At 67.1% G+C, this 26,481-nt stretch carries 21 protein-coding genes; 7 read left to right on the top strand and 14 right to left on the bottom strand.

Annotation, left to right across the window (positions count from 1 at the left end; genetic code table 11):
* Positions 1–1,107 precede the first annotated feature (1,107 nt).
* The 4 genes from DVT68_RS10005 to DVT68_RS09990 all read right to left on the bottom strand — a co-directional run bounded on the left by DVT68_RS10005 (position 1,108) and on the right by DVT68_RS09990 (position 7,488).
* Positions 1,108–2,463: a metal-dependent hydrolase family protein gene (locus tag DVT68_RS10005; protein WP_114824920.1), complete on the bottom strand. Its 1,356-nt coding sequence runs from the start codon at positions 2,461–2,463 to the stop codon at positions 1,108–1,110.
* Between the two features lie 86 nt (positions 2,464–2,549).
* Positions 2,550–5,192 carry a glycerol-3-phosphate 1-O-acyltransferase PlsB gene (gene plsB, locus DVT68_RS10000; RefSeq protein WP_114824919.1) on the bottom strand — a complete coding sequence of 881 codons (2,643 nt, stop codon included), beginning with the start codon at positions 5,190–5,192 and terminating at the stop codon, positions 2,550–2,552.
* A 43-nt stretch (positions 5,193–5,235) separates the two neighbouring features.
* Positions 5,236–6,258, bottom strand: coding sequence for a hypothetical protein (locus DVT68_RS09995; protein ID WP_199536021.1), 1,023 nt, complete (start codon positions 6,256–6,258; stop codon positions 5,236–5,238).
* Positions 6,259–6,588: 330 nt separating this feature from the next.
* Positions 6,589–7,488 (bottom strand): 5'-nucleotidase, lipoprotein e(P4) family, encoded by a 900-nt coding sequence (locus tag DVT68_RS09990; protein WP_114824918.1) that lies wholly within the window; start codon positions 7,486–7,488, stop codon positions 6,589–6,591.
* Positions 7,489–7,700: 212 nt separating this feature from the next.
* Between DVT68_RS09990 and DVT68_RS09985 the strand changes: the two genes are divergently transcribed.
* On the top strand, positions 7,701–8,729 hold the full coding sequence (locus tag DVT68_RS09985; RefSeq protein WP_114824917.1) for an AI-2E family transporter: 1,029 nt from the start codon (positions 7,701–7,703) through the stop codon (positions 8,727–8,729).
* Between the two features lie 15 nt (positions 8,730–8,744).
* On the opposite strand, the gene bluB is transcribed toward DVT68_RS09985, so the two are convergent.
* Positions 8,745–9,458 carry a 5,6-dimethylbenzimidazole synthase gene (gene bluB, locus DVT68_RS09980; protein WP_114824916.1) on the bottom strand — a complete coding sequence of 238 codons (714 nt, stop codon included), beginning with the start codon at positions 9,456–9,458 and terminating at the stop codon, positions 8,745–8,747.
* A gap of 5 nt (positions 9,459–9,463) precedes the next feature.
* On the bottom strand, positions 9,464–11,443 hold the full coding sequence (locus tag DVT68_RS09975; RefSeq protein WP_114824915.1) for a UvrD-helicase domain-containing protein: 1,980 nt from the start codon (positions 11,441–11,443) through the stop codon (positions 9,464–9,466).
* A 135-nt stretch (positions 11,444–11,578) separates the two neighbouring features.
* On the opposite strand from DVT68_RS09975, the gene DVT68_RS09970 reads away from it, so the two are divergent.
* The gene (locus DVT68_RS09970; RefSeq protein ID WP_114824914.1) at positions 11,579–12,211 is read left to right on the top strand and encodes a thymidine kinase; all 633 of its coding nucleotides are present in this window, start codon (positions 11,579–11,581) and stop codon (positions 12,209–12,211) included.
* 29 nt (positions 12,212–12,240) lie between these two features.
* Complete coding sequence (locus tag DVT68_RS09965) at positions 12,241–13,005, top strand: hypothetical protein (protein WP_114824913.1); 765 nt, start codon at positions 12,241–12,243, stop codon at positions 13,003–13,005.
* 270 nt (positions 13,006–13,275) lie between these two features.
* On the opposite strand, the gene mutM is transcribed toward DVT68_RS09965, so the two are convergent.
* From mutM to DVT68_RS09935, 6 genes are all read right to left on the bottom strand, one after another.
* Complete coding sequence (gene mutM / locus DVT68_RS09960) at positions 13,276–14,103, bottom strand: bifunctional DNA-formamidopyrimidine glycosylase/DNA-(apurinic or apyrimidinic site) lyase (protein ID WP_114824912.1); 828 nt, start codon at positions 14,101–14,103, stop codon at positions 13,276–13,278.
* Between the two features lie 62 nt (positions 14,104–14,165).
* Entirely contained in the window at positions 14,166–15,575 is a 1,410-nt protein-coding gene (gene gndA / locus DVT68_RS09955) for an NADP-dependent phosphogluconate dehydrogenase (RefSeq protein ID WP_114824911.1), read from the bottom strand.
* A 158-nt stretch (positions 15,576–15,733) separates the two neighbouring features.
* Positions 15,734–16,225 (bottom strand): hypothetical protein, encoded by a 492-nt coding sequence (locus tag DVT68_RS09950; protein WP_114824910.1) that lies wholly within the window; start codon positions 16,223–16,225, stop codon positions 15,734–15,736.
* Positions 16,222–17,580, bottom strand: coding sequence for a GldG family protein (locus DVT68_RS09945; protein WP_114824909.1), 1,359 nt, complete (start codon positions 17,578–17,580; stop codon positions 16,222–16,224). The genes DVT68_RS09950 and DVT68_RS09945 overlap by 4 nt, the downstream gene beginning before the upstream one ends.
* Positions 17,580–18,374: an ABC transporter permease gene (locus DVT68_RS09940; protein ID WP_114824908.1), complete on the bottom strand. Its 795-nt coding sequence runs from the start codon at positions 18,372–18,374 to the stop codon at positions 17,580–17,582. Before DVT68_RS09940 ends, DVT68_RS09945 begins: the two co-directional genes overlap by 1 nt.
* A complete protein-coding gene (locus tag DVT68_RS09935) occupies positions 18,371–19,126 on the bottom strand; it encodes an ABC transporter ATP-binding protein (protein WP_114824907.1) in 756 nt (251 codons plus the stop codon). Before DVT68_RS09935 ends, DVT68_RS09940 begins: the two co-directional genes overlap by 4 nt.
* 176 nt (positions 19,127–19,302) lie before the next feature.
* Here DVT68_RS09935 and DVT68_RS09930 point away from each other — a divergent pair, with 176 nt between their 5' ends.
* Entirely contained in the window at positions 19,303–20,496 is a 1,194-nt protein-coding gene (locus DVT68_RS09930) for a DesA family fatty acid desaturase (protein WP_114824906.1), read from the top strand.
* A 439-nt stretch (positions 20,497–20,935) separates the two neighbouring features.
* Here the strand turns inward: DVT68_RS09930 and rpmG are convergent, their stop codons facing one another.
* Both rpmG and rpmB read right to left on the bottom strand, forming a co-directional pair.
* Positions 20,936–21,103: a 50S ribosomal protein L33 gene (rpmG, locus tag DVT68_RS09925; protein WP_008211962.1), complete on the bottom strand. Its 168-nt coding sequence runs from the start codon at positions 21,101–21,103 to the stop codon at positions 20,936–20,938.
* A gap of 10 nt (positions 21,104–21,113) precedes the next feature.
* The gene (gene rpmB, locus DVT68_RS09920) at positions 21,114–21,350 is read right to left on the bottom strand and encodes a 50S ribosomal protein L28 (RefSeq protein WP_026033649.1); all 237 of its coding nucleotides are present in this window, start codon (positions 21,348–21,350) and stop codon (positions 21,114–21,116) included.
* A gap of 312 nt (positions 21,351–21,662) precedes the next feature.
* Here rpmB and secB point away from each other — a divergent pair, with 312 nt between their 5' ends.
* The 3 genes from secB to DVT68_RS09905 all read left to right on the top strand — a co-directional run bounded on the left by secB (position 21,663) and on the right by DVT68_RS09905 (position 26,385).
* Positions 21,663–22,154 carry a protein-export chaperone SecB gene (gene secB, locus DVT68_RS09915; RefSeq protein WP_114824905.1) on the top strand — a complete coding sequence of 164 codons (492 nt, stop codon included), beginning with the start codon at positions 21,663–21,665 and terminating at the stop codon, positions 22,152–22,154.
* Between the two features lie 10 nt (positions 22,155–22,164).
* The gene (locus DVT68_RS09910) at positions 22,165–23,190 is read left to right on the top strand and encodes an NAD(P)H-dependent glycerol-3-phosphate dehydrogenase (RefSeq protein ID WP_114824904.1); all 1,026 of its coding nucleotides are present in this window, start codon (positions 22,165–22,167) and stop codon (positions 23,188–23,190) included.
* Positions 23,191–23,358: 168 nt separating this feature from the next.
* Complete coding sequence (locus tag DVT68_RS09905; protein WP_114825328.1) at positions 23,359–26,385, top strand: DEAD/DEAH box helicase; 3,027 nt, start codon at positions 23,359–23,361, stop codon at positions 26,383–26,385.
* Positions 26,386–26,481: the final 96 nt, after the last annotated feature.

The raw sequence follows: 26,481 nt of genomic DNA, 5'->3' as shown, positions 1-26,481 counted from the left end.
CGCGAAGCGCGGAGAACGCCCGGAGGGCGGCCCCGAAGGGGCGAGCGCAGCGAGTCATCCAGTGACTTCGCCTTTTGCTTCCGAATTGGCGCGATCGCGAGCGTGCTCGCCTGCGGCGGGCTTCCGCTGCCCTGCCGGGCAGCGGGTCACTTCTCTTTGTGTGGCCAAAGAGAAGTAACCAAGAGAAAGGCCACCCCGATGGCGCGCCCCTGCGGGGTCGCGAGCGGGAGGCGGGGTGGATCGACAGGGCGTCCTGCCCTGACGATCCACTGGCCGGCGTCCTGCCGGCCACCCTTCGGGCTATTCCACCTCCCGCCCGCTCGCGTCATAGGGGAGGGGAGGTCAAAAGCCAGAGCGAGAGCCAAGAGCCAAGAGCCAAGAGCCAAGAGCCAAAAGCCAAAAGCCAAAAGCCAAAAGCCAAAAGCCAAAAGCCAAAAGCAGCGTCGGCCCTGTAGGAACGCAGCCTGTGCGCGAACAAGGACTGCCGATCGCCTCCGCTATCGCGCACAGGCTGCGCTTCCACGAAGGGCAGCAAAGGCTTCGCGATGCGATGTGCCGCGCAGCGGCACGAGCCTTTACTCCATCCCCTGTGAGGCGGTGAGGGGTGGACGACTAGGCCCCGCAGGGGTGCCTGGCATGGACGCCAGGCACTTTTCGTCCGGGCAGGAGCCCGGTCGAAAAGCCCGGCCGCCCCTCACGGACTGGTCGGGCCGCAGGCTCGGCCAGCGCCGAGTGGGGTGCCGTTCTCTTTGGCATTGCCACCATCTCGGTGGTTACTTTCTCTAGGGCAAGCAAGAGAAAGTGACCCGGCCTCCGGCAGGAGGACGGAAGCCCGCCGCAGGCGAGCAAGCTAGCGGGATCGCCTCTTCAAAAGCGAAGAGCCAAGTCACTGGATCCCAGCGTTCGCTGGGATGACGGTGAGGGTGGCAGCAAGGTCGTGGACACTGAGCGCGTTGCGCGATTGCCGAGCACTCGCTAGAACGATTCGCGAGAAAGGCCACTCGCGGCACGTCTAGTAGGGGGCGACGGAAGAGTGCCCCCCTCACACAGTAAACGTGGCAATGCCCCAGCCCTCTCCCCGCGTGGGAGAGGGCGAAAGGTCGCGGCTTACATCGCCGCCTTGCCATCCTGCTTGTACACCACCCCATTCTTCATCACGAAGCTGACCTTCTGCATCAGCGTGATGTCGTCCAGCGGATTGCCCGGCACGGCGATCACGTCCGCATAGCGCCCTACCGCGATCTGGCCCAGCTCGTTCTGCTTGTGCAGCAATTCCGCCGCATGGGTGGTGGCTGCCTGCAGCACGAACATCGCTGGCATGCCGGCCTGCACCATGTATTCGAATTCCTTGGCGTTCTGGCCGTGCGGGTAGACGGCGGCGTCGGTGCCGAAGGCGATCTTCACGCCGGCCTTGTAGGCCTTGCCTGCGGTGGCCTGGATGATCGGTCCCACCTGCATCGCCTTGGCGGCGACTTGCGGCGGGTAGTAGCCGGGCTTGGCGGCCATTTCCTGCACGTACTTGCCGGCGATGATGGTGGGCACGTACCAGGTGCCGTGCTCCTTCATCAGCTTCATGTCCTCGTCGTTCATGAAGGTGCCGTGCTCGATGGAGTCCACGCCGGCGAGAACGGCGCGACGGATTGCTTCGGCGCCATGCGCATGCGCGGCCACGGTGAAGCCGTAGTCGTGCGCGGCGTTGACCACCGCCTTGATCTCCTCGATGGTCATCTGCGCGTTGTCGGCGCTGGCGCTTTCGTCCAGCACGCCGCCGGAGGGCATGATCTTGATGAGGTCGACGCCATCCTTGTAGTGCTGGCGCACCGCCTTGTAGGCGTCCTCGGGGCTGTTGATCACGCCGTCCTTCGCGTCCGGATCACCGGCGAGGTCGGAGCGGTAGCCGTCAGTGGGATCGGCGTGGCCGCCCGTGGTGCCGATCGGCTTGCCCGCGGTGAACATGCGCGGGCCGGGCACGATGCCGGCGTTGATGGCGTTGCGCAGCGCGATGGACTCGTTGGCGCCGTCTCCCACGTTGCGCACGGCGGTGAAGCCAGCCAGAAGCGTGCGGCGGGCGAACACCGTGGATCGCACCGCATAGTCGGCCACGTTCCAGCGGAACTGGTCGGAGTAGCTGCTGGGGCTGGTCTCGAAGGAAAGGTGTGTGTGCGAGTCGATCAGGCCCGGCATGCAGGTCGCGTTGGCCAGCTCCACCGAGGCGAAATGGCCGCCCGCGGCACTGGCGGCGTCGCGGTAGGACGCGTCGTCGGCACGGCCGCTCTTGATCTCCTTGACCCGGTTGCCCTCGATCACCAGGGTGGTTTCGCCCAGCAACTTGCCCGCCGCCGGGTCGACCAGGCGCGCGCAGTGCAGCACGGTGACGTCATGGCTGGGCTGGGCCGGTTCGGCGGCGTGGACGGCGGGCAGCGCGAGGGCTGCGGCGATGGCGAAGGCAACGCGTGTGTTCATGAAGGGCTCCCCGGGGGTGAAGAACCCATCTTAGGGGAGCGCCGCGGGGCAGGAAGGGTGACTTTCGTCACCCCTCACGATTCGGCTCAATCGTCCTTGCGAGACTCTTCGACGCCGGCGTCTTCGGTCACCGTGGTCATCTCCGCCGGCGCGTGCGCGTGATGCTCGGTGGCCACGTGCCGTTCGTGCAGCGCCTCGCTGGTGGCGTCGGCCGGCACCGGCTTCTCCGGTTCCCGCTCGCCATCGCCGCCCGGGGTGATCTTGAGGATCGAGTGGCGCACTTCGCGCGAGAGGATCACGCGCGCGTCGCGCACCATGTCTTCCAGCGCGTGGTCGTAGTCGAGCTTGCCGGCATCGTCGGTCCACACGATGCGGCTCTCGCGCAGCTTCTGGATGAAGCCGCGGAACAGCGCCTTGTCGAAGAACTCCGGCGCGGACAGCTCGTTGAGCAGGCTCAGGCGCTGCGCGGTGAGAGTGCAGGCGTTCTCCAGCTCGGCGCCGGTCATGGTGTGCGGCCCGTTCTTCACCAGCGCGGCGATGGTGATGTAGTAGCGCTCGAAGGCCTGGATCAGGCTGCGCGCGATGATCTTGAGCTGGAACGCGGCGTCGTCCTGGCCCGGTCCACGCTCCAGCACGCGGCCTTCGCCGGTGGCCTCGAGCAGGCCGCGGCGCACGAAGAAGTCGATGGTGGACTGCAGCTGGTGGCAGAAGCCCTCGGCGTCCCACGGCAGGAACAGCTCACCCTGGATGAACGGGTAGATGATGCGGCCCAGTCGCAGCACCGAGGCGCGCGACATGCGGCGGTTGTTGAGGAAGCAGCAGGCCACCCACGCGGCGGTCGCCGTGAGGTGCAGCACGTTGTTGCGGAAGTAGCTGAGCAGCACCGCCTGCTCATCCTCGGTGACCAGCACGTCGCCCAGTGAGTGGCGCACGCGGCGGATCCAGCCCATCTGCTCGCCGTAGGCGATGATGCCCGGCGGGTCCATCGAGGTGAGCGTCATGCGGTCCGAATAGGGCAGCTCGGCCAGCAACGACTTCATCAGCTCCAGCTGCGCCAGCAGGTCGTTCTCCGCCATCGCATGCTTTGGCGTGGCCAGCAGGGCCAGCGCCAGCAGGTTGATCGGGTTCACGTCCGCCGCGCGGTTGATGTTGACCTGGATGCGCTCAGCCAGCTCGTCCACCACGCGGCCCAGCCATTCGGGCTTCGCGTCCGGGTCGGCGCTGGCGGCGCGCCAGTCGGGGCTGGCGGCGTCGAGCAGCGGGTTCAGTTCGATCGGCTCGCCGAAACTCAGCGCCACGTGGCCGTAGCGCTGGCGCAGCACCTTCAGGCCACGCAGCAGGCCCAGCAGCGATTCCTTCTCCTTGGGTTTGCCGGAGAGTTCGCCGATGTAGCTCTTGCCCTCCATCAGCTTCTCGTAGCCGATGTACACGGGCTGGAACAGCACCGGGCGGCGTGGCGCACGCAGGAAGGCGCGCACGGTCATCACCAGCATGCCGGCGCGCGGCGCCAGCAGTCGGCCGGTGCGCGAGCGGCCGCCTTCGATGAAGTATTCGATCGGCACGCCGCGGTCGATCAGCTGCGCGAGGTATTCGTTGAACACCACCGAGTACAGCGCGTTGCCCTTGAAGCTGCGGCGCAGGAAGAACGCGCCACCGCGGCGCAGGATCGGGCCAATGACCGGCAGGTTGAGGTTCACGCCGGCGGCGATGTGCGGCACCACCACGCCGGACATGTGCAGCTGGTAGGACAGCAGCAGGTAGTCGGCATGGCTGCGGTGGCAAGGCACGTACACCACTTCGTGGCCCGGCGCCGCGGCGCGGGCCTGCTCGAAGTGGTGCATGGCGATGCCGTCGTACAGCTTGTTCCAGAAGTTGGAGAGCAGGAACGACACCGAACGCACCACCGGGTGCGAGTAATCGGCGGCGATCTCCATCACCATGTCGTGCGCGCGGCGCCAGGCCTTGGCGTGGCTGATGTTTTCCTTGGCCGCCACCGCGGCGATCGCGGTGCGCACGGGTTCGGCATTGAGCACCGCGTCGACCACGGTGCGCCGGTGCGACAGATCGGGACCGATCACCGCGGCGCGGATGCGGCGGAAGTGCGTGCGCAGCACGCGGGCGATCTTGCGGGTGAGGCGCTCAGGGCGGATCTCGCCGGCTTCGTTCACCACCGTGCGCAGCGATACCGGCGTGGAGAAATGCACCACCGTGTCGCGGCCATTGAGCAGCAGCGCCAGCATGCGGCGGAAACGGCCCACCACCACCCAGTTTTCCGAGAACAGCACGCTGAACCAGCCCGACTCGCGGGTGGGCGCGCGGCCGACGTAGATCGACACGGGCACGATCTGGATGTCGCGCTCCGGGTCGCCCTCGAGCGAACGCACCAGTTGACCCAACGGTTCGTTCGGCGAGCGCTGGCGGTTGCGCCCGAACAGCCAGCCGTCGCGGCGGGCCAGGGCGAACACTGAGCGTTTGCGGCGGGTGCCCGTCAGCGGTTGCATCGGGCTGGGCAGGCCGGCCTCGCGGCAGGCGCGCTGCAGGATCAGCCCATCGGAAAAGCCATCGCGCTCGATCACATAGCACACCGGCACGCCGGCCTGGAGCAGGGCGGCGGGTTCGGCGGGATCGCGGCGGATGCGCACCCAGGGTTCGAGCAGTTGCCCGGCCAGGTTGAACCACCAGGGCGCGCGGCTACGGGCGGGAGTGTCCGTGGTCGACATATTCGGCATTTTCGGATTGTAACCGGTTCAATCGTTAGAACCGGGTTGGGTGTCAGTGCTTGGCCGAGCCGGCCTTGGCGGGCGCCGCCACGGTGGCGGCGGCGGCCGGTGCATTCTTGGCCGGCGTGACGGTGATGTCAGGCGCACTGGGTTCGGCGCTGGTGCCCGCTGGCGCCGGCGCCGTGAGGCGTTCATGCGCTTCGCGCACGTTGTGCAACATGTCGGCGCTGTACCAGCGGCCGTCCTGTTCGACAAGGTCCGACTCGATCGACAGCGGCTTGCCCAGCAACACATAGTCGATGCGCACGCGCGCATGGCCGTTGCGGTTCTCCAGCGTGGTCACGCGCACCGAATCGAGCACCTCGTCGATCGACAGGCCGTACAGGGCCAGCATCTGCTTGATGCCGATGAAGCCGGCGCTGTACTTCTGCATGGCGGTGTCGAAGTCCATCGCGCGCAACTGTTCGGGCGTCTTGATGTCCAGCTTGCGGGCGGTGGCCACGGCTATCGCGATGGCTTGCTTGGCCTTGGCCTGGTCGAACCAGGGCGCCTGCTGCGCCCATGGCGCCAGCACGTTGAGCACGGCGGTAGCCTGCGCCTTCTGCGGTGTCGTGAGGTCCTTGCTCTGGGCGATGCCGGTGGCAAGGATGGCCTGGCCGATGCCGATCATCACCGGCAGCTGGTCGTGGTACTGCTGCTGCAGCTGGATCAGCTTGGGCCGGGCCAGCGCAAAGAGCTTGGTCTCCGCATCCGGCGCGGTCATCAGCTGCATGTTCTTGATGAAGTCCTCGCGCTCCTGCGGCGTCTCCTGCGGCTCGGTGGCGCGCGGACGGGTCCAGTCGCTGCGCAGGGTGTCGTAGTCGGCGGGCGGCAGCGCGTGCTTCCAGAAGCCGGCAAAGTCGCCGGCCCTGATCAGCGCCACCGACTGTTGCACCGAGGCCTCGGGAGTCTCCCCGCCGGCAACCACCGGTACAGGCGCATTCACATGCCGGGTCATGACCAGGGCGAGGACCGAGGCCAGCAGGAGCAGGGCGACGAACGCGCCAACAACAAAGTAGACGGATGAGCGACGCATGGAGTCTCTGGGTGGTGGCGCCCGTTTAACCGGTAGGTGCGGGCGGTCGGCGGAGCGTAAGCGTGTCGGCTCCGCGTGAACAAGAGGCGACAGCCGGGCGTGAGAGCCCGTTCATGCGGCGTCCGGGCAGACTGGGCGAGCGCCCCAAAAAGAAAACCCCGCGGGCGTTTGGCCTCACGGGGTAATCCGGCAGAGCCGGAAGGGAAATGGCCTTGCCTGCGGAATTTTCGAGGTCAGCAGGTGTTGGCGGGAAGGATCTTATCCTCCCGTTAAACTTAAAGCAATACTTTAGAATAGGCTGCGTAAGTTGCTGATTTTGTTTATTAGTTTTCAATCGAAACGCAGCGACTGGATCTTCTGGCGGCGACGCTCCTCGCGTGGCGCCGTCCAGTCATTATTAAACAACGCGGGCTCCCATGCGCCATAGGTGGGGTTGGGCAGCACGAACCAGCGGCTGCCGATCCACCCGGTGTACGGGGCCATGGCTTTCTGGCGACCTTCGGCGTTGTTAGCCAGAACGGTCACAAAATCGCCGATCTGGTCGCCAAATTGCATCAATACGCGGTATTTGCGACTGACCAGCTGGCGGCGGCAGCCTTTTTCGCTGCCGATCTGCTCGCAGTCCTCTACGAAGGTTCCCAGCCCAAGGAAAGCTTCCGGGCCGGCCACCGGCAAGCCTTCCTGGCGCAGATTGGCCAGGGTCACCTCGTCCAGGTCCTTGGCGCGGTTGGAGATATAGATGACCGCAATGCCGTGCCTGGCGGCGAACTGGGTGAACTCCACCACGCCCGGCAACGCGCGGGCGCGCTGTTCCTTGCACCAGGCGGCCCAGTCGGCCTCGTTGAATTCGCCGCCGCTCTTGATCAGTCGGGCCTGGTAGGGCGTGTTGTCCAGCACGGTTTCGTCGATGTCGAGCACGATCGCGGGCTTGAGGCCCTTGGCCGGCGCCACGCGATCGTCCTTGGGCAGCGCGTCCCAGTTCGGATCGGCCACGGCGGCGAGCAGGCGGGCCTCCGCGTCGCGGTAGGTCTGCAGGTAAATCAGGTCATGCTCGAGCGCGGTCTGGCTCCAGGCCACGGCATTGAGGTTGTCGTCGGGCAGCGTGCCGGCGGGCGCTGGCGCGGAGGCGGCGGGGGGCCGGACGGTGGACGGCGGCGCCTTGACGGACTGGGCGGTGCAACCGGCGAGCAGGAACGCGGCGGCCAGAGCCGCCGGCAAACGATGGGACATGCAGGATTCCCCGGGGAGGTAGAGGGACAGGATCGAAAAAGTCTACGACAGAAGCATGTCGATCCCACGACGGGTGGTGCACGGCAGACGTTGCGGCTGCGGCGTGGGGACGCAGTCCGGCCGCGGCGCGGGATGATTCAGCAAAAGGGCTAGCCGCTGCCCGGGGTCTGCTGACAGACTCACAGCGCCTCTCCCCGGTCGCATGAAATTGCATGGAACCTCACCCACCTCTCCGCCTGCCCTCGAACGCCATCCGTCTGACCAGCTACCTGCTGGCCGCCGCCTCCTTGTTGCTGGTACTCGGGCTGCACCTGTTGCCGGCCCTGTTCGCCGGGCTGCTGGTCTACGAGCTGGTGCAGTCCACCGCGCCCCTGCTGGGCAAGCGGGTGCCGAGCGACCGCGCGCGGGTGCTGGTGGTGGCCTTGCTGGGCGCCATCGTGGTCGGCTTGCTGGTGCTGCTTATCCTCAGTGCGGTGAGCTTCGTGCGCAACGAGGTCGGCAATCCCGAGGTGCTGTGGCAGCAGCAGCTGATGCCGCTGGTGGAAAAGGCGCGCGAGCAGCTGCCGTCCAGTGTGGTGGGCTGGTTGCCCGACACCGTGGACGATCTGCGCATGATGGCGATGGAGCTCACCCGCAAACACTCGGTGAGCCTGCAGGCCATGGGCAAGGAAGCGGCCCGTGTCTTCGTGCACATCCTGATCGGCATGGTGCTGGGCGCGGTGGTGGCGTTGAGCCGCACGCGTCCGGCGCATCAGGTCGGGCCGCTGGCCACCGCGCTGGGCCAGCGTGCGCAACGCCTGGCCGAAGCCTTCCACAACATCGTGTTCGCGCAGATCAAGATCTCGCTGATCAACACGGTGTTCACCGCGATCTTCCTGCTGGGCGTGCTGCCCCTGCTCGACATCCACGTGCCGCTGGCCAAGACCCTGGTGGTGCTCACCTTCATCATCGGCCTGCTGCCGGTGATCGGTAACCTGATCTCGAACACCGCGATCACTATTGCCGGCCTGTCGGTGTCGCTCGGCGTCGGCGTGGCCGCGCTGGGCTTCCTCATCCTGATCCACAAGCTCGAGTACTTCCTCAACGCGCGCATCGTGGGCGGACAGATCCGCGCCCGCGCGTGGGAGCTGCTGGTGGCGATGCTGCTGATGGAGGCGGCGTTCGGCCTGCCCGGCCTCATCGCGGGGCCGATCTATTACGCCTATCTCAAGAGCGAGCTGGAAGCCGAACGGCTGATCTGAACTCGGCCTGCCGGATCAGCCCGGCTTGCCGTTGGCGTCGTCGAGTACGGCATCCAGCAGCGGGGCGTTGTCCAGCGGATCTCCCCAGCGATTGCCGTGCAGCAGGCTTTCCAGCGGCAGGCGCGTGCGCCAGCCGGCGGTCTCCAGCTCGGGACGCGCCAGAAATTCGCTGACATAGCCGAGGCACAGGTACGCCACCGGCACGACGTGGTCCGGCAGACCCAGCAGGGCGGCCAGTTCCACGGGATCGACAATGCTGACCCAGCCCACGCCGATGCCTTCCGCGCGGGCCGCGAGCCAGAGGTTCTGCACCGCCAGGCAGGTGCTGAACAGGTCGGCTTCGAGCATGGTGTTGCGGCCCAGCACGTGCGGACCACCGCGCGTGCGATCGCAGGTGATACAGACATTGACCGGGCTGTCGACGATGCCCTCCAGCTTCAGCCGTCGGTACAACGCGGCGCGCTCGCCTTCGAAACGCCCTGCGGCATCCGCATTGGCGCGCTCGTACAGCGCCTTCATCGCCTGCTTCGTGGCCAGGCTGTCGATAACGATGAAATCCCACGGCTGCATGAAGCCCACCGAGGGCGCGTGATGCGCCGCGCGCAGCAGGCGCGCCAGCACATCGGGAGCGATGGGGTCGGGCAGGAACTGCGAACGCACGTCGCGACGCTCGTGGATGGCGCGATACAGCCCGGCGCGTTGTTCCTCGGAAAAGGCGTGTTCGCTCATCGTGGTCAGCCCGCCAGCATCGCGGCAATCTTGGCCATGTGCGACTCGGCCGTTTCGCGCACCACTTCCTTGTCCGCTTCCGGATCCTTGCCCTGCCAGTGCAGGTCGTCCTGCGGCAGCTCGTGCAGGAAGCGGCTTGGCTGGTTGCTGTGCACTTCGCCATAGCGCTTGGTTTTGGACGACCACGACAGCGTGAGCATTTCCTTGGCGCGGGTGATGCCGACGTACATCAGGCGGCGCTCCTCGTCGATGCGTCCCTCGTCGATGGCGCCGTCGTGCGGCAGCGTGCCTTCTTCGCAGCCGACGATGAAGACGAAGCGGAACTCCAGGCCCTTGGCCGCATGCAGCGTCATCATGCGCACCGCATTGCCGGGCTCGTCGCGGTCGGCGTGGGTGAGCAGGGCCAGCTGCGCGGCGAGGTCGCCGGTCGTGTTGTCATTGCGCTGCATGGCGCGGAACCATTCGGCCAGCTCGCGCAGGTTGCCCAGGCGGCGTTCGCGCAACGTGGCGTCTGGCGTGGTGGCGGCGATCTGCGCGGCATAGCCGGTGCGCTGCAGCACCGTCTCCACCAGGTCGGCGGCGCTCTGGTGCAGCGAGGCGCTACGCAGTTCGTCCATCAATGACGTGAACGAAGCCAGTGCAGCGGCCGGGCGGGGCGTGAGCTGGCGCAACACGGCGTCACTGCGCGCGGCGTCCAGCAAGGGCGCGTGGCGGGTCTGCGCAATCTGGCCGAGCTTCTCCAGCGTGGTCGCGCCGATCTCGCGCTTGGGCACGTTCACCACGCGCAGGAAGGCCGCGTCATCGCTGGGGTTGGTCAGCAGGCGCAGGTAGCACAGCAGGTCCTTCACTTCCGCGCGATCGAGGAAGCTCAGCGCACCGGACAGGTGGTACGGCACGCGCGCCAGGCGCAGCGCCTTCTCCAGCGGCCGCGCCTGAAAATTGCCACGGTAGAGGATGGCGATGTCGTGCCAGCGCGCCTTGTGCTTCTCCGCGAGCGTGGCGGCGATCGCGGCCACGCGCTCGGCCTCGTGCTCGTTCTCCTTGCACTCCAGCACGCGGATCTGCGCCCCTTCCGGGTGCTCGCTCCACAGCTTCTTTTCGTGCAGGTGCGGGTTGTTGGCGATCAGCTTGTTGGCGGCGCGCAGGATGCGCTTGCCGCAGCGGTAGTTCTGCTCCAGCTTGATCACGCGCAGGGACGGCCAGTCCTTGCCGAGCTGGTCGATGTTCTCCGGATTGGCGCCGCGCCAGGCGTAAATCGACTGGTCGTCGTCGCCCACGCAGGTGAAGCGGCCACGCTCGCCGGCCAGCGCCTTGAGCAGGCGGTACTGCGCGTCGTTGGTGTCCTGGTATTCGTCCACCAGCAGGTAGCGCAGGCGCTCGCGCCACGCGGTGCGGCACGCCTCGTCTTCCTCCAGGATGCGCAGCGGCAGGCGGATCAGGTCGTCGAAGTCCACCGCGTTGAAGGCGGACAGGCGCTGCTGGTAGAGCTGGTAGATGGTGGCCGCATCCAGCTCGCGCGGGCTGCGCGCCGCCGCCAGCGCCTCTTCCGGCGACAGGCCGGCGTTCTTGGCGCGGCTGACCAGGTTGCGGATGCCAAACAGCACATCAGGCTTCACGCCCTTGGGCGAGAGTTCCTTGATGATGCCTTCGCTGTCGTCCGCATCCAGCACCGAGAAACCCTTGCGCAGGCCAGCGCGCTCATGCTCGATCTGCAGGAACTTCAGGCCCAGTGCGTGGAAGGTGCACACGGTGAGGGCGGCGGCGTCCTCGGTGCTGATCAGCTTGGCCACGCGCTCGCGCATTTCCTTCGCCGCCTTGTTGGTGAAGGTGATGGCGGCGATCTTCGATGGGGCGAGCTTCTTGCGGGCGATCAGATACGCGATCTTCTGCGTGATCACGCTGGTCTTGCCCGAACCGGCGCCGGCCAATACCAGCAGCGGGCCGTCGCAATGCTCGACGGCGGCCAATTGTTGGGGGTTGAGCATGGGCGAAAGGCGGTGGGCTGGACGAGGCGCGATGGTAGCAAACGCCGGGGCCCGGGGCCCCCTCCGCGTGGGCCGGGTTGCCCCCGCCTCCGGGCGGTGGCGGGTTACCATGCGTGGCCACGACCGGGATCATCCATGGCCAAGCTTTACTTCTATTACTCGGCAATGAATGCCGGCAAGACCACCACCCTGCTGCAGAGCGCCTACAACTACCACGAGCGCGGCATGCGCACGCTCATTCTCACCCCGGCGCTGGACAACCGCTTCGGCGAGGGCGTGGTGGCCTCGCGCATCGGCCTGAAGGCGAGCGCGAGCCGCTTTGGCGCCGAGGAGGACCTGCTGGCCCTGGTGCAGGCAGACATCGCCGCGCGCGGGCCGCTGCATTGCGTGTTCGTCGACGAGGCGCAGTTCCTCGGCAAGGCCCAGGTGTGGCAGCTCAGCGACGTGGTGGACAAGCTCAACGTCCCGGTGCTGGCGTACGGCCTGCGTACCGACTTCCGCGGCGAGCTGTTCGAGGGCAGCCGCTACCTGCTGGCCTGGGCCGACAACCTGGAAGAGATCAAGACCATCTGCCACACCGGCCGCAAGGCGACCATGGTGGTGCGCGTGGACGAGCAGGGGCGCGCGGTGACCGAGGGGCCGCAGGTTGAGATCGGGGGCAATGACCGCTATGTCTCAGTGAGCCGCGCCGAGTTCAAGAACATTACGGAAGGGCACGGCAGGATCGAACTGCAGCAGCCGGTGCTGCCGCTGGGCGAAGGGCGCTGAGCCCCTCGCATTCACTACAAGGAACAGGCATGTCCAAGATCCCCTTTCCCGCCTGGGAACGACCGCACTGGCAGCCGAGCGACGAGGAAGCACTGCTGCAGTTCTACGTGTTCGGCAAGTTCCTGCCGGGGCGCGCGCCGTCGCTGGACTATGGCAGCGAAGGCCTGCCGGAAGGGGTGGAGCTGACCAGCCATAGCCACAGTTCGCTGCGCGCGTGGGAGGGTTACCCGCTGAAGGGCGGGCTCGGCCGCATGTTCAAGGACGACGCACCGGAGGCCTACCAGAAGGCGGTGGACGCGCCGGAGGTGCTGGTGGTGCGCGGTCGGTTGCCCGACAGCGCGGATACCGGCTATCTGCGAGATACGCTGGGCGTGCTCGCGGCGCTGCTCGATGTCGGCGGCGTCGCGATTCTCGATCCGCAGACCCTCAGCTTGAACGACGCCGCCGGCTGGCGCCGCCAGTTCGTGGTGCGCGACGGCGCCCCGATCCGCAACCACGTGCTGATCCTGCGTGACACGGATGAGCAGCAGGGCCGGTACTGGGTGCACACGCGCGGCATGCGCAAGTTCGGCCGCCCGGACATCAGCGTCCGCAACGTGCCCGAAGCCGACAGCGATCGCGCCGGTCTGTTGTGCGAGCGGCTGGTGGAGATCCAGGCGCTGGGCGCGCACTTCGCCGACGGCCAGGAGCTGGAGGCGGAAGGCCTGCCGGCTGGGCTCGTGGCGCGACTGGGCGGCGGCTACGAGGACCCGGAGTTCAACAATACGTTTGTGGAATTCCGCTGGCCGGAGTGACCCGCGCCTCACGCCCGTCATCCCTGCGAACGCAGTGATCCAGCGCCTTTCACCCTTGAGAGTGACGCTGTCGACAGATCACTGGCTGTGTGGCTGGCAAGACGTGGGGCAAATCGCCAAAGACAGGCCCAAGAGCCAAGTCACTGGATGACTCGTTACGCTCGCCCCTTCGGGGCCGCCCTTCGGGGCCGCCCTTCGGGCGTTCTCCGCGCTTCGCGCTCCGTCCTGCGTTCGCAGGGATGACGGGTAGGTGAGGATGAGGTTGGTCCCTCACCGCTGGCACTTGGGGCACCAGAACGTCGACCGCTGCCCCAGCACCACCTGCCGGATCGGCGTTCCACACACCCGGCACGGCTCACCCTCGCGTCCGTACGCCTGCAACTCCCGGAAGAAATACCCGGGCGCGCCATCCGGCTTGATGAAGTCGCGCAACGTGGTCCCGCCGCGCTCGATCGCCCACGCCAGGATGCGTTTCACCTCCGCGGCAAGCCGTGCATAGCGCGCACGCGAAACTTCGCCAGCCGGACGGCGAGGATCGATCCCCGCGGCGAACAGCGCTTCGCTGGCGTAGATGTTGCCCACGCCCACCACTACCGCGTTGTCCATCAGGAACAGCTTCACTGCCGCCGTGCGTCCGCGCGACAGTCGCCAAAGCAGGTCGCCGTCAAAGTCGTCGGTCAGCGGTTCGGGGCCTAGCGCAGCAAGCAACTCATGCGTTTCGCCGGGCGGCTGCCACAGCAGGCAACCGAAGCGTCGTGCATCGGTGAAGCGCAGCACGCGCGGGCCTTCGGTGGCGCTGGCCTCCAGCGCGATGTCGACATGGTCGTGCTTGCCGACCAGTGCGTCCGGTGGCAGCACGCGCAGCACGCCGGTCATGCCCAGGTGCAACAGCGCGCTGCCGACCTGGGTATGCAGCAGCAGGTATTTCGCGCGTCGCTCGACATCGAGGATGCGCTGGCCCGGCAGCAGCCCGGTGATTTCCGGCGGGATCGGCCAGCGCAGGTCCGGGCGGCGCAGCGTCACGCCGGTGACGCTGCGTCCGATCAGATGCGGGGCGATGCCACGCCGGGTGGTTTCGACTTCGGGTAATTCAGGCACGGTGGCATCCGGTATTCGATGACTGCAGGAGGGCGAGCTGTGCGCTCCTGCAACGAGAATCGTCAGCTCCAGTCGGCGTGGAAGCTGCCGGGCTTGTCCACGCGCTCGAAGGTGTGAGCGCCGAAGTAGTCGCGCTGCGCCTGAAGCAGGTTGGCCGGCAGGTGTTCGGCACGGTAGCCGTCGTAATAGGCGATGGCCGAAGAGAAGCACGGAACCGGCACACCCGCATTTACAGCAGCGGCCACCACTTCGCGCAGCGCACTCTGGTATTGCGCGGCAATGTCGCGGAAGTAGGGATCAAGCAGCAGGTTCTTCAGCTGCGCGTCGCGCGCATACGCATCGGTGATCTTCTGTAGGAAGCGCGCGCGGATGATGCAACCAGCGCGGAAGATGCGCGCGATGGTGCCGTAGGGCAGGTCCCACTGATACTCGTCGGAGGCTGCGCGAAGCTGCGCGAAGCCCTGCGCGTAGGAGACGATCTTGCTGAAGTACAGCGCGCGCCGCACCGCTTCGATGAAGGTCTGGCGGTCGCCCTGGAAATGAGTGGGGCCCGGTCCGGGCAGCACGCGGCTGGCGGCCACGCGTTCGTCCTTGAGTGCGGACAACAGCCGCGCAAACACCGATTCGGTGATCAGCGGCAATGGCACGCCGAGATCCAGCGCGCTCTGGCTGGTCCACTTGCCGGTGCCTTTCTGCGCGGCGCGGTCGAGAATGATGTCGACCATCGCCTTGTGCGTTTCCGGATCCTTCTTGGCGAAGATCGCGGCGGTAATGCTGATCAGGTAGCTGTCCAGCTCGCCCTTGTTCCAGTCGGCATAGACCTCGGCCAGTTCCTCGTTGCCGAGGCCCAGCACATGCCGCAGCACCGAGTAGCTCTCGGCAATCAGCTGCATGTCGCCGTATTCGATGCCGTTGTGCACCATCTTCACGTAGTGGCCGGCGCCATTCGGGCCCATGTAGGCCACGCAGGGCTCGCCGTCGGGCGCGCGCGCGGCGATCTCGGTGAGGATGGGGGCGACCAGGTCATACGCTTCGCGCGGCCCGCCGGGCATGATCGACGGCCCGTGCAGCGCGCCTTCCTCGCCGCCGGAGACACCGGTGCCGATAAAATGCAGGCCAGCCGCGCTCATCTCGCTCTCGCGCCGCATGGTGTCCTTGAAGAAGGTGTTGCCGCCGTCGATCACGATGTCGCCCTTGTCGAGCAGCGGCTTGAGCTGCGCCAGGGTGGCATCGGTCGGGTCGCCCGCCTTGACCATCAGCAGGATGCGGCGCGGCTTCTCCAGTGAATCGACGAACTCCTGCAACGTATAGGTCGGCACCAGCCGCTTGCCCGGGTTCTCGGCGACGACTTCGTCGGTGCGCTCGCGATGTCGGTTGAAGATGGACACCGCGTGGCCGCGGCTTTCGATATTCAGGGCCAGGTTGCTGCCCATCACGGCCATGCCAATGACACCGATCGCCTGCTGAGCCATCTCGTCGCTCCTGTCTGGGATTGGCCTAGATATGGGGAAGGGTGCGGCTGGCGCAAGTGGTTTTTCGCCAACCGGCCTGCGGAGCGTTCCGTTGTGGCCATCCAGACCGTGGGGCGGCGACGGTCAAGGCAACGCGGCGCGTCGCCGGAGGGGGCGGTTCAGGGCGCCTTGGTGGCCTGGGTCGTCGCGGGTCGCGGCGTATAGCGCACCGACACCAGCGCCACCCGATCGCCCACCCGCACGTAGCGCTGCGGGCCGGTCACCGAGGTTTCGCCAAATTCCAGCGACTGGCCATTGAGCGATAGCACCGCGACCGGCGGCGCCAAGCCGATCCGGGCCGGGTCGAAGTCGGTGGCAGGGCGCCAGCTGAGCACCTCGGCGGCCGCGGTATCGGACAGTTCGCCCAGTCGGCCGTCATCGGCCCGCACGGCCACGCCGTCGGTGCGCCACCAGTGGCCGTCCCGCCGGCTGTAATGTTCGACCGGGCCTTTGCCGATACTGAGCGAGATATCGGTGACGGCGGACGGCGGTGTGCCCAGCAGCGCGCCCGGCGCCGCGTCGCTGTCGTGCCGCCACTGCCATGCGGCAGCGCCGACGAGTGCGACGGCCGCGCCGATCAGCCACAGGCGTTGGCGTGCAGACCGCTTCATGCGCGCCGGCGCCGCCAGGTGATCCAGCCGCCCAGAGCGAACAGCAGCAGCGGCAGCACGATCAGGAAACCGAGCGAGACCGCGCTCAGCTGCGCCTGCGAGATGCGCAGCACGCGATCGGGGGCGCCATGCGACGGCGGCAGGTTGACCAGCACATCGTCGCCGAGCAGCCAGTCGAAGATGCGCTCGCCCAGTGCGCGGTTGCCGGCGCTGCCGAGGAAGGCGTTGGAGAGGAAATCACCATCGCCGACCACCACCACGCGCTGCTCGGCCTTGTCGGGACTGGGCGACAGCCGCGCCAGCGCCAGGCCGAAATCCAGCGGGCCCTTCAGCTCACCGGCGCTGGCGTCATAGGCGATGGTCGAGGCATGTGCGTTGTCGATCGGCTTGAACTCGGTCCAGCTCTGTACGCCCGAACGCAGGAACGGACTCACGCGCCAGTCGGTGCGCGCCGCCAGCGCCAGCGCGGAGACCTGCGGGAACTGCGTGGTGAGGTTGAATCCGTGGGTGATCGCGTGCTTCGGATAATCGCCGAGCGCAATCAGGCGCGGGTCGTTCAGGCCGAGCGCCGCGCCCTGGCCGTCCACCAGCACGCCGGGCAGCACGTGGATGCCAAGCGCATCGGCCAGTGGCTGCAGGTGCAGGTCTTCGTTACCCGGGTCGGTCAGCCACAACAGATTGCCGCCGTTGGCGACGTACGTGGTCAGTGCCTGCACCGCGCCCTCGGGCAGGGCGCGCTGCGGGCTGGCCAGCACCACCAGGTCGGTGTGCAGCGGCACGGCGGTGGCCTGGGCGAAGTTGAGCGGCACCGCGCGCATGCCGCGGCCTTCCATCTGCGCGATGAACGTGCCGAGGTCGGCGTTGCCCTGATCGGACGGGCTGCGTTCGCCGTCGCCCGTGACGAAGGCGACGATGCGATCGCTGCCACGCAGCAGGCGCTCGAAGGCGTTGGTGAGGCTGCGCTCGGACAGTTCGCTCAGGCGCTGCTCGCGACCGCGGTAATGCAGGATCAGCGTGCCATCGACGGTGATGCCCAGCTCGCGCATCTGCGCCGGATCCTGCTGCGGATCGACAAAGCGCAGCGTCAGGTCTGGCTTGAGGCGCTGGTAGCGCTGGATGAAGCTGGCGATGGTGTTGCGCAGGTCGTCCTGCGGATTGGCGTAGCTGACGATCTCCACCGGACCGTCGAGCGCGGCCAGCACGGCGCGGCTCTCCGAGGAGAGCGTGGCGCGTCCCTCGTAGGTCCAGTCGGCCACGCGGTCGTAGCGCGCGGCGAAGTAGCCGATGGCGCCGGCGCAGGCCAGCAGCAACAGCGCGACAAGCCAACCATTCAGGCGTCGGAACAGGCGAACCATCAGCCGCGCTCCCGTTCGGCCGCCAGCCGTTGTGCGGCTAGCGCAAGCGCCACCGCCACGACCAGCAGGAACCACACCACGTCGGCGCTGGAGACCAGGCCGCGGATCATCGAGTCGAGGTGTGCGTTCATCGACAGCCAGTTGAAGAAGCCATTGTTGACGCCGGCCATCATCGCGCCGACGTTCACGCTGACCAGCGCCAGGCCCAGCATGAGGCTGGTGGTGGCGGCGATCGCCGGATGCGAGGCGAACGACGAACAGGCGATGCCGATGGCGGCCAGTGCGGCGAGCATCAGCCACAGACCCAGCGTGGCGCTGGCGAGCTTGCCCCAGTCCAGCGTGATGCCGTGCGCCAGGCTCAGCGGCATCGCCAGCGTGATGGCCAGCCACAGCGTGAGCCACAACATCAGCGCCAAATACTTGCCCAGCACGATGCGCCACGCAGGCAGTCCCGCGGCGAACCACAGCGGCAGCGTGCCCTGGCTGCGCTCACCGGCGAGGCTGGACATGGTCAGCAGCGGCACCACCACCAGCGCCAGTTCGGCCAGCCCGAACGGCAGCATCGGCAGGATGCCGCTGGTCAGGATGCTGCTCAGCATCGGCACGCCGACCAGGTCGGTGTAGCCGGGGCCGCCCGGTTGCGCCGCCAGTCGGATCTGGTTGGCGATGAAGATCTGCAGCAGCAGCATGAATCGTCCGGCCAGCTGCGCCACCGACAAAGCGGCGAGCACCCAGGCGAGAGGACGGACAACCAGTCGGCGCAGCTCCAGCCGCGTCACGGCAAGCACACTCATGCAGCCTGCATCCTGTCGTCACTCCCGTTGCCGCGCATGGCGATGTCGAAGAAGGTTTGTTCCAGCGCCTTGTGGTCGCCGCCGTCGATGGCGCCGTCGTAGCGGAGACGACCCTCGTGCAGGATCGCCACGCGATCGCAGGCGGCGGTCACCTCGGCCAGCAGGTGCGTGGAGAGAATGATGGCGGTACCCGCCGCTGCCTGCTCACGGATCACCGTGCGCAACGCCGCCACCTGCACCGGGTCGAGCGCATTGGCCGGCTCGTCCAGCACCAGCAGGTCCGGTTCGTGCAGCAGCGCGCAAGCCAGCCCCAGTCGCTGACGCTGACCTTGCGACAGCACGCTGGCCAGGCGGCGCGACAGCGTGCCCAGTTCCAGCCGCTCGATGATCTTGCTGCGCGCCTGCGCCAGGCCTGCGCCGGTCAGCCCACGCAGGCGGCCATGGGCGTCCAGGTGTTCACTCACGGTCAGTTCTGGCCACAGCGGGGCACGTTCGGGCAGCCAGCCAATGGCGCGGCGCGCCAGCTCGGGCTGCTCAAGGAAGTCCTGACCGTTCAGCCGTATGGCCCCGCTGTCGGGTATCAGCGCGCCTGCGATCATCGCCAGCGTGGTGGACTTGCCGGCGCCGTTGACGCCAAGCAGGCCCAGCACCTGCCCGGCGTCCAGCCGAAGGCTGAGATCCGTCACGGCCGGGCGCCCGGCGCGATGACGGGTTATGTGATCCAGTTGCAATACGGCGGTAGGCGCGCTCATTGCATGATTGTCACGGCGCCCCCAATTCCACACAACTGGGTGAGGGCGCTTGTGCGCGGCACAGCACATTAACTTTGTCGCGCCAATGACATGCGACAATATTCAGTACTGTCCATGCTGGCGGGTACGGAAAACTCTCGCATAGACTGCACTTTCAAATACTTGGGTGTTTCCCGATGCTCGACGCAGTACTCAATTTCCTGTCCAACGGCCTTGCGCATGCCAGTTGGACGGGCAAGCTCATCTACATGCTGGTCATGACCCAGCTCACCATCTTCACGGTGACGCTGTACCTGCATCGCTGCCAGACGCATCGCGGCGTCGACCTGCACTGGTCGATCTCGCACTTCTTCCGTTTCTGGGGCTGGCTCACCACCGGCATGGTGACGAAGGAGTGGGTGGCCATCCACCGCAAGCACCACGCCAAGGTCGAGACCGAGGAAGATCCGCATAGCCCGCAGATCTTCGGCATCAAGAAGGTCTTCTGGGATGGCGTGTCGCTGTACCGCGACGCCAGCTACAACAAGGCCGACATGGAGAAGTACGGCCGCGGCACCCCGGACGACTGGATCGAGCGCAAGCTCTACTCCGGCCATCCGTACTGGGGCCCGGCGCTGATGCTGGTGATCAACCTCGCACTGTTCGGCGTGATCGGCGCGGCGCTGTGGGCCGTGCAGATGATCTGGATCCCGTTCTGGGCCGCCGGCTTCGTCAACGGCATCGGCCACTGGTGGGGCTACCGCAACTTCGAAAGCGCCGACACCGCGACCAACCTCATTCCGTGGGGTTTCTGGATCGGTGGTGAAGAGCTGCACAACAACCACCACGCCTTCCCGAGCTCGGCCAAGTTCGCCCTGCGCAAATGGGAGTTCGACATCGGCTGGGTGGTGATCTGCGGTCTGCAGAAGGTCGGCCTGGCCAAGGTGCTGCGTGTGGCGCCCGCTCTCGACGTGCGCCCGAACGTGCACCTGCCGGACGCCGAGACGCTCAAGGGCGTGCTCACCCATCGCTTCTCCGCGATGACCGACTACTACCGCAACGTGATCATCCCGACCATGCGCGACGAAGCGCAGCAGGCCGGCGACAACATCAAGTCGGTGCCGCGCCGCATGCGTCGCGCGCTGGCCGATGGTGGCCGTTGGCTGGACAGCGAGGGCCGCGATCGCATGCAGGCCGTGCTGGCCAAGCGCCCGACGCTGAGCACCGTGTGCGACTTCCGCACCCGTCTCGCTGCCCTGATGGAGCAGCGTGGCGCCGACCAGGCGCTGAAGGGACTGCAGCAGTGGATTGCGGAAGCCGAGCAGAGTGGCATTCGCGCATTGCAGGAGTTTGCGGGTCGCCTGAAGAGTTATTCGGTGGCTAGCGCCTGAGTCGGTGACGTTCGCGTTTGAGTGAGAAAAGCCCGCCGCATGGCGGGCTTTTTTTGTGCGATATGCGGCGGGTGTGTGTAGCAGATGCTTCTCATCCGGAAGCTTCTTTGAGCGTCGCCACACAGAGGAAGCCTTTCCTACCCGTCATCCGCGTGGAAGCAGAGCGGAGCGCGACCCGCACCGTTCGCGCACACTTCCTAGCTCGTCATCCCAGCCTTCGCTGGGATGACGTCGAGGGAATCCACAGGCAGACGGGTAGCTTCCTCCTGCCGTCTTTGGGGATTCGCGCTCCGTCCTGTTTGCCCGGCATCCACCACCAAGTGGCGACACGGGAAGCACTGGCTGGTCACTCAGCCGATGGCGTCCCGCGCCACCAAGCGGGCAACAAAAAACCCGCCTTGCGGCGGGTTCTTCGTGGAAGCAGCAAACCCCAAAGGGCTTACTTGATCTTGCCTTCCTTGTAGATCACGTGCTTGCGAACAACCGGATCGTACTTCTTGAACTCGAACTTTTCCGGGGTGTTCTTCTTGTTCTTCTGCGTGGTGTAGAAGTGGCCGGTGCCGGCCGAAGAGATCAGGCGGATCTTGTCTTGCTTGCTGTTAGCCATGGCTCAATCCTCAGATCTTTTCGCCGCGGGCGCGCAGGTCGGCGAGGACGGCTTCGATGCCGTTCTTGTCGATCGTGCGCAGGGCGTGGTTGGAAACGCGCAGCTTCACCCAGCGGTTCTCGCTCGGGACCCAGAAGCGGCGCTCATGCAGGTTCGGCAACCAGCGGCGACGGGTCTTGTTGTTAGCGTGCGAGACGTTGTTACCAGTCCGCACACCCTTTCCGGTGACTTGGCAAATACGGGCCATGATGACCTCCTGTTAGGCGCCCTGGGGCGCGTTTGCCACCCGTTAGCCAGGGCGGCATCGGCCCAGCGGCGCAAGCGCCACGCGATGCTGGAGATGGAGCTTTTCGCGTCTGCCGTGAGGTCCGCATCGCGTTGCGGGCGTGCCCGATAGGTCGGGTCGGCATGTTCGAGCCGGCGATTCTCTCAGAAAAACAGGGTTGTGCGCAAGATTTGCCCATTCGGGCCGGACACCGCATGGCGGGCCGCAGGGATGTATGGAACAATCCAATCCTTTGCGTTTTCACGCACCGCATACTTTTACGAGGAATACCCCATGGCAGATGTATCCGCCAACGGCCAGGCCGGCCAGCCGCAGCTGGTGCTGCAGAAGATCTACATCAAGGACGTGTCCTACGAGGCCCCCAACGCCCCGGTGATCTTCCAGGAAGTCGGTGAGACCGAGCAGCAGCCGCAGGTCCAGCTGAACCTCGGCCAGAAGTCCACGGACATGGGCAATGACCTGTATGAAGTGGTGCTGAGCCTGACCCTGACCTGCTCGCTGGGCGACAAGACCGCCTACCTGGCCGAGGTGCACCAGGCCGGCGTGTTCGGCATCGCAGGCTTCCCCGAGGACGACCTGGCCGGCATCCTCAACAGCTACTGCCCGAACCTGCTGTTCCCGTACGCGCGCCAGATGCTGTCCTCGCTGGTGCTCGAGGGCGGCTTCCCTCCGTTCCTGCTGCAGCCGATCAATTTCGACGCGCTGTATGCCGAGCAGCAGCGCCGCATCCTCAGCGGCAGCGCCGCGCCGACGCTCAACAGCTAAAGCACACGACATGGTCGAGCGTCCGACCCTGGCCGTCCTCGGCGCGGGCTCGTGGGGTACCGCGCTGGCGGCCCTTGCAGCCCGCAACCATGTACCGACCCGGTTGTGGGGGCGTGATGCCTCCGCGCTGGCCAGGATGGCCGAAACCCATCGCAACCAGCGCTACCTGCCGGATGTCGAACTGCCGCCCGAACTGGCCTACGAGCCGGATCTGGCTGCGGCCCTGCGCGGCGCGCAGGTGGTGCTGATCGTGGTGCCCAGCCATGCGTTCGCCTCCATCCTGGAGGAGATCGCCCCGTGGCTGGCGCCCGACGCCCGCATCGCCTGGGCCACCAAGGGCTTCGAGCCGGGCACGGGCCGCTTCCTGCACGAACTGGTGGCTGAGCGCCTCCCGGGTCGCGCGGCCGCGGTGGTTACCGGCCCTTCCTTCGCCAAGGAAGTCGCGGCGGGCATGCCCAGCGCCGTCACCGTGCATTCGGATGACGATGCATTCGCGCACGAGCTGGCCCTGCTGCTGCATGCGCCGAACTTCCGCGCCTACTCCGGCAGCGACGTGCTGGGCGCCGAACTGGGCGGCGCCATGAAGAACGTGCTGGCCGTGGCCACCGGTGTAGCCGACGGCATGCAGCTGGGCCTCAACGCCCGCGCCGGCCTGATCACCCGCGGCATGAACGAGATGCTGCGCCTGGGCATGGCCCTGGGCGCCCGTCCGGAAACCCTGATGGGACTGGCTGGCCTGGGCGATCTGGTGCTGACCTGCACGGGCGACCTCTCGCGCAACCGCCGCCTGGGCCTGGCGCTCGGTCGCGGGCAGGCCATCGACGAGGCCGTGCGCGAGATCGGCCAGGTGGTGGAAAGCGTGCTCACCGCCGACGAAGTGGTGCGCCTGGCCACCAAGCACGGCCTGGATCTGCCGATCAGCAGCGGCGTGCGCGCCGTGCTGCATGGCGAGGTGACGCCGGCCGAGGGCCTCAAGCTGCTCATGGGCCGCCAGCAGAAGCCGGAATACCCCAAGGGCCTGTTCGGCCCGTTCTGATGGCGCTCCCCCCCGCCGCACGGGGGTAACCCGCGGCGCCGGGCGCATGAGAATGCGGTTCCAGCACGTTGATTCATCGTCCGGTGAAAAACCGGACGATGAGACGCGCACACGTGCAAGACCCTTGCTAAGCTGAATCTTTTGGTCGCCACAGCGGACCGAATGCGCATGCAGTCACCGGACGATAAACGGCACGACCGTCTGACCCAGCAACGCAGCGAGAGCGGCGGCGAGCCGCTGTCCGGCGTCTGGCGCAAGCTGCTGGCCGCGCCGGCCACCGGGGCGCCGCACGACCCGACCGCGCTGGGCTTCTTCCTCGAGGTGATGCTCGAGGAGGGCGTGCCGTTCGCGCACCTGGATGTGGCCCCGGTGCTGCTGACCGTGGCCGAGCAGGGGCGCTACGTGCGCCCTGCGCCGCTGGAGAGCAAGCACCTGGCCCAGCAGCCGCTGGCGCCGCATGAGCAGCGCCTAGCCGCCACCGTGCTGGGACTTCCGCAGACCCTGCGCAAGAGCCGCAGCTACGCGCGCCTGGCCGGCCACGTCGGCGACGTGCTGCTGGCCGAGATCCTCGACACCTCGCCATGCTTCCTCGGTGGCCTGGCCGGCCTGCGCCTGTCGCGCGGCAAGGCTCATCAGCTCAACTGGCAATGGCAGCTGGAGAAGGACGGCAGCCAACGACTGCTGCCCTCGCTGCCGGCTAATCACCGCCTGCTGAGGCTCGACAGCCTCTGGTACCTGGACGCCGAGCGGGCCGAGCTCGGCCATCTGGAGGCGCCGCCGGAAGAGGCGGCGTGGCTGGACCTGCCGCCGCTCAAGCACGAGTACAGCCAGAGCCTGCGCAATGCGCTGCCGCATAGCCGCCTGTCGCACCGCCTGCCGCTGCCGCAGGTGTTGGGCGAGATGCGTCGCGCGGAACTGGCGCCAAAGCCGGTGCTGACCCTGCACGCGCTGACCCGCCACGCCCGCCTGGCCGCGGGCACGCCGCCGCTGGCCTATGCACGACTGGCGTTCGATTACGCTGGCGAACGCCTGCCCGGCCGCGGCGGCGAGCCGCTGGTGCGGCGCGTGCGCAACGGTCACCTGGTCGAGATCATCCGTCGTCGCGCCGAAGAGCTGTCCGCAATGGAGCAACTCGAGCGCGCGGGCCTCACCCCGGGCGTGGATACCGAGGGCTTGCCATGGGACCTGGCAGACACGCTGCCTGACGACGCCTGGCTGTTCCCCGGCAAGGGTTACGCGGGGGCGTTGGAAGTGAACACCCCCGCGCGCTGGCTGGCGCTGCGGCCCAAGCTCGAGGCGGAAGGTTTCGTGCTCGACTACGCGCCGAGCTTCCCGTTCGAGGTGCTGGAAGGTCCGGTGCGTTGGTACGGCAACGCGGTGGAGGACACCGACGACCACGCCTTCGACCTGGAGATCGGCATCGAGCTGGAGGGCGTGCGCCACAACCTGCTGCCCGCCGTGGCGCAGGCGCTGGCCGAGCACACCTTGAACCTGAGCCCGGCGCCGAACGAACCGGAAGACGCCGTGTGGTACGCACCGGTGGACGAGCGTCGCCGCGTGCCGGTGCGCCTGAAAGAGCTGCGCGGCCTGCTGGCGCCGCTGGCCGAATACCTGGAACGCCCGCGCAAGAAGCTGCACCTGCCGCGCGTCCAGGCCGGACGCCTGGAGGAACTGGTCGAGGCCCTGCCGACCGGCGCCGAGCTGGAGGCGCCCGAAGCGCTGCGCGGCTTCACCGCGCGTCTGCGCGATGCGGCCGAGCGCGCCAGTGACGCGGTGCCCGAAGGCCTTACCGTCGAACTGCGTCCCTATCAGCGTGAAGGCCTGCGTTGGTTGAATGCCCTGGCCGAGGCCGGTGTCGGCGGCGTGCTCGCTGACGACATGGGCCTGGGCAAGACGCTGCAACTGATCACCCATCTGCTGGCGCTCAAGCAGCGCGGCGCGCTGGCCCAACCGGCGCTGGTGGTCGTGCCCACCAGCCTGATCCCGAACTGGCTGGCCGAAGTGGCGCGCTTTGCGCCGGATCTGCGCGTGCTGGCGCTGCACGGACCGCAGCGTGGTGGCGACTTCTCGCAACTGGGCACGCAAGACATCGTGTTGACCAGCTATGCGCTGCTGCCGCGCGACGTGGTGACGCTGCGCAAGCAGGCGTTCTCGGTCATCGTGCTGGACGAGGCGCAGCAGGTGAAGAACCCGCGCACGCAGGCGCGCCGCGCGGTGCTGAGCCTGCGCGCGCCACGTTGCATCTGTCTCACCGGCACGCCGCTGGAAAACCATCTGGGCGAGCTGTGGTCGCAAGTTGATCTCGCCGTGCCGGGCCTGCTCGGTGACGAAGGCGCGTTCCGCCGCCACTACCGCATCCCGATCGAGCGTCATCGCGACACCGACTGCCAGGACCGCCTCAACCGCCGCCTTGCGCCCTTCATCCTGCGTCGTACCAAGTCGCAGGTGGCCAACGAGCTGCCGCCCAAGACCGAGATCACCCGTCGCGTGGTGCTGGAAGGCCGCCAGCGCGAACTGTACGAAAGCCTGCGCCTGTCGCTGGCCGAGGAGCTGCGCGAGGTGATCGCGCAGCGCGGCATCTCGCACAGCGGCATCGTGGTGCTCGACGCGCTGCTCAAGCTGCGCCAGGTGTGCTGCGACCCGCGGCTGGTGAAGCTGGAGGCCGCGCGCGGCGTGCGCGACTCCGCCAAGTTCGAGCTGCTGATGGACATGCTGCCCGCCCTGCTGGCGGAAGGCCGCAAGGTGCTGCTGTTCTCGCAGTTCACCGAAATGCTCAAGCTGATCGCGCATGAGCTCGACCGTCAGCGCATTCCCTACGTGACGCTCACCGGCGAAACGCGCGACCGCGCCGAACCGGTGCGGCAGTTCCAGGAAGGCGAGGCGCCGCTGTTCCTGCTGTCGCTCAAGGCCGGCGGCGTGGGCCTCAACCTCACCGCCGCCGACACGGTGATCCACTACGACCCGTGGTGGAACCCTGCCGCCGAAGCACAGGCTTCCGACCGCGCCCACCGCATCGGCCAGGACAAGCCGGTATTCGTGTTCCGCCTGATCACCGGGGGTACGGTGGAGGAGCGCATCGAGGAGTTGAAGGCGCGCAAGGCGGAGTTGGCGGAGGCGGTGTTGGAGGGCGGTGGCACGCGCGAGAAGCTGAGCTTTGATCAGGCGGATCTGGATGCGTTGTTGGCGCCGGGGTGATGGGTTGTGCTGTTGAGTGCTGCGAGGCCTATGGCTTCCCTCTCCCTCCGAAGTAGCGCCCCCTAAGCGCGACTCACTCGTTTCGCCTCAGATATT

The organism is Dyella solisilvae (genome assembly GCF_003351225.1).
Classification (GTDB): domain Bacteria; phylum Pseudomonadota; class Gammaproteobacteria; order Xanthomonadales; family Rhodanobacteraceae; genus Dyella; species Dyella solisilvae.
Note: the sequence above shows the minus strand (reverse complement) of the source record. Positions and strands in the feature narration are given on the sequence as shown.